Here is a 3,032-nt window from a genome sequence, read left to right on the forward strand (position 1 = left end):
CCCGCGGAGCGGGTACCCCGGCGGCAAGCCGCCGGACAGCGAACGCCTCCGCTTCGCTTCGGCGGATCCCCGCTTACGCGGGGATTGAACAGCGAAACGCCTCCGCTTCGCTTCGGCGGAATCCCCGCGCAAGCGCGGGAATTGAATTCCGCAAGCGGAATTCCCCTGCTTCGCAGGGCCCTGCTCTCCGCTTCGCTCCGAGCTCAGTACGCCTCCGCTGCGCTCCGGATGAAATCCTCGCGCTTGCGCGAGGATTGAATTCCCGCAAGCGGGAATTCCCCGCCGGCAAGTCGGCGGTAGGACACGCCTCCGCTGCGCTCCGGCGTGTTCGCCCGCGAGCGGGGGCTCTGAATTCCGCAAGCGGAACTCAGTGGGCTAACCGGAGGTGATGCATCGCTCGTACGCTGTGTAAGCCCAGTAACTCCGGCCCACATCCCACCATTTGACCTCCCCCCATCTCACAACAGGTCAACACCGACAGCATCCTGATCCTGTCGAGCCTGGTGGACTCCGCTTCGCTCCGCCCACCCCTGAGCGCCCGTCACCATTCACCCCCGGGCCGTCGAAATGCGCCGAAGCGTGCTACCTCAGATGTGGGTGGCACGCTTCGGCGCATCGTAATGATGCACTGTGTAGTGTCAGTGTTTCTGCCTGGTGTCAGTACTGGACGTCGATCGCCTGGATTCCGGTGAACTCGACTTCGAGTCCGGCGGCGCGGCCGCCGTCCTTGAAGTAGGTTTCCTGGAATCCCTCGGCCATGATGGCGCGCATCTGTTGGTCACCGGCGCCCTGGTCCTGGGCGGTGAAGAGGCGGTCGGCGTAGACGGGTGGGAGGTGGACGGTCAGGTGCCGCAGCCGGGCCTCGTCGGTGGTGCCGACGGGGGCGGTGTAGCCGAAGTAGGCCCACACCTCGACGGTGATGCCCGTGCTGGTGGCGGCCTTCTTGCGGGCCCGGCGGCGGATGCCGGGCTGCCACACTCGTTGGACCTCGCGTTTCAGGGCCTCGCGCAGTGCGGCCCTGGGGGTCTTGCGCTGCCCGGCGAGGTAGCGCTCGACGGTGCGGCGGCTGACGCCGAGCCGGGCCGCCAGGGCGGCGGTGTCGCCCTTGGCCGCCTTGGCGAGCAGTCGCATCTGGGCCTGGGCGCTCTTGGGCGGGGCCTTGGTGAAGTGCTCGGGCGCGGCCCGGTCGATCGCGTCGGTGATCTCCTCCACGGCCCTTACTTCCCCTCGATGGTGCTGCTGTCGTAGCCCTTGATGTGGCGGGCCGGGTTGATCGGCTGCTCGCGTTCCAGCCAGTCCACGACGGTGAGCATCTGCTGGATGCCTTCGACCTTGGCCAGACCGGGGGTGGCGCCGAGGCGGAAGGTACCGGGCAGCACCTTGCCGGAGCCGGTGAGTGGCAGGAAGCCGAGCGGGTCCGTGGTCGGGGAGGCATAGACGACGCAGTCGTTGTTGACACCGAGCGGGTAGCGGCCGTTGGCCTTCGCGACGTTGGCCATCTTGCGGTGCATGTTGACGCGGGCCTTGGCGATGACCGCGGCCCGGATGTCCGGGCGCCAGGTCTCGCGCTCCAGCGCCGGCCACGGCTCGCCGGGCTTGTAGGTCAGGCCCTGGGGGCGCTCGCGGAGCTTGCCGATCCCGAACTTCACCGTCGACTTCACCGCTGAGAGGACCATCGCGATCTGGTGGTGGCGCCAGGTGGCGGAGGCGAGCTGGTCGTCGCCCATCGCGGCCAGGTGGCCCAGGCCCTCGGCGGCGAGCGCGGCGCGCAGCGCGTCCAGGTCTGTGCCGGCGTTCTTGAGGAGGCGGTGGGCGGTCATCGCGGCGAGGAAGGCGCGTTCGTCGGTGTCCTTGTCGGTGGGGATGCCGGCCTCGGTCATGGTGGTGACGTAGGCCTCGCGGAGGCGGTCGTGCCAGGGGTCGAGGTAGGCGCCGCTGTGCTCGCGCAGGTAGGCCTCGGTCGGGTGGACGTCGTGGCCGAGTTCCTGGGCGTAGGCGACGGTGGGGGTGGTGTACCAGGCCGGGCCGGTGGGGGGGGTGCCGGTCGGGGTGAACGGGCTGGGCAGGCGGGGGTCGGTCGGGATGTGGGACAGGTCGACGAGCCAGCTGCCGGGGGTCTTCTTGTCGAAGTGTGGGTTGGTGACGTGGAGTGGGCCGGACAGGCCGACGTTGAGGCGGGCGGCGGCGGCGAGGTAGGCGGTGTTGATGTCGATGCCGACCGCGAACGGTTCGATCATCTCCGCTTCGGAGAGGGTTTCGACCGGGCGGATCCACTGGTAGGACTCTTCGTCCAGGAAGCCGCCGGTCCAGCCCTGTGCGGCGGGGTGCTCCGGCGGGACCTCCGGCGGCGCGGCCTGGACGACTTCGGTCAGCGCGCCCGGGTTCGGCCCAGACACCCACCCGCCCGTCTCCTCGTCGCGTACCGCCCTCGTGGGTGGGCGCAGTGCGGTCATCAGTTCCAGGCCGCTGGTGGCGCTGGAGCCGCGGGGGGTGATGACGCGTTGGGCGTAGACGCCGAGGACGCGGGCGAGGTCGGGGGCGGGCAGGTCGGCGGCGGCGCCCCAGGCGCGGGTGTCGAGGGCGCGCCAGGGCAGGACGGCGAGTTGTACGCATTGGCGTCGGCCGTCTTTGACGGGCTTGTAGATGCGGGCCCAGGGGCCGAAGCCGCGGCGGGTGAGCTGCCATTTGGAGCGGGCGAGTGCTTTGACGATCTTGTGGTCGTCGGGGAGTCGCTGGGTGCGGCGGGTGGCCGGGTCGTCGTCCAGGGTGGGTGGCAGGCCGAGTTTCAGGGCGGCGGCGGCGGTGAGGACGATCAGCGGGTCGGAGTCCTTGCCGTTGCGGTGCAGTCGTGTGGTGCCCAGGCCGGATTCGGTCAGGGCCCAGGTGACCAGTTGTGCGAGTGTGGTGGCGGGGCATTCCAGGAGCAGGCCGCCGACTGCGTAGGCGGTGCCGTCGTCGTCCAGCACGGCGAGTGGGCCGTGGGGGTATTGGGCGTCGCAGTGTGGTGTGGGGCGGGCTGCGGGGCGCAGCGG

The 3,032-nt window shown here is 70.1% G+C and carries 2 protein-coding genes; both read right to left on the bottom strand.

Annotated elements, in window-relative coordinates:
- Positions 1-657: 657 nt before the first annotated feature.
- The gene (gene tpg / locus ACIQVZ_RS14060) at positions 658-1,212 is read right to left on the bottom strand and encodes a telomere-protecting terminal protein Tpg (RefSeq protein ID WP_402449868.1); all 555 of its coding nucleotides are present in this window, start codon (positions 1,210-1,212) and stop codon (positions 658-660) included.
- A gap of 5 nt (positions 1,213-1,217) precedes the next feature.
- Positions 1,218-3,032 (bottom strand): telomere-associated protein Tap (gene tap / locus ACIQVZ_RS14065; RefSeq protein WP_402449871.1); only part of this gene is annotated, 1,815 nt, incomplete at its 5' end.

This window comes from Kitasatospora sp. NPDC098663, from assembly GCF_044760075.1.
Taxonomy (GTDB): domain Bacteria; phylum Actinomycetota; class Actinomycetes; order Streptomycetales; family Streptomycetaceae; genus Kitasatospora.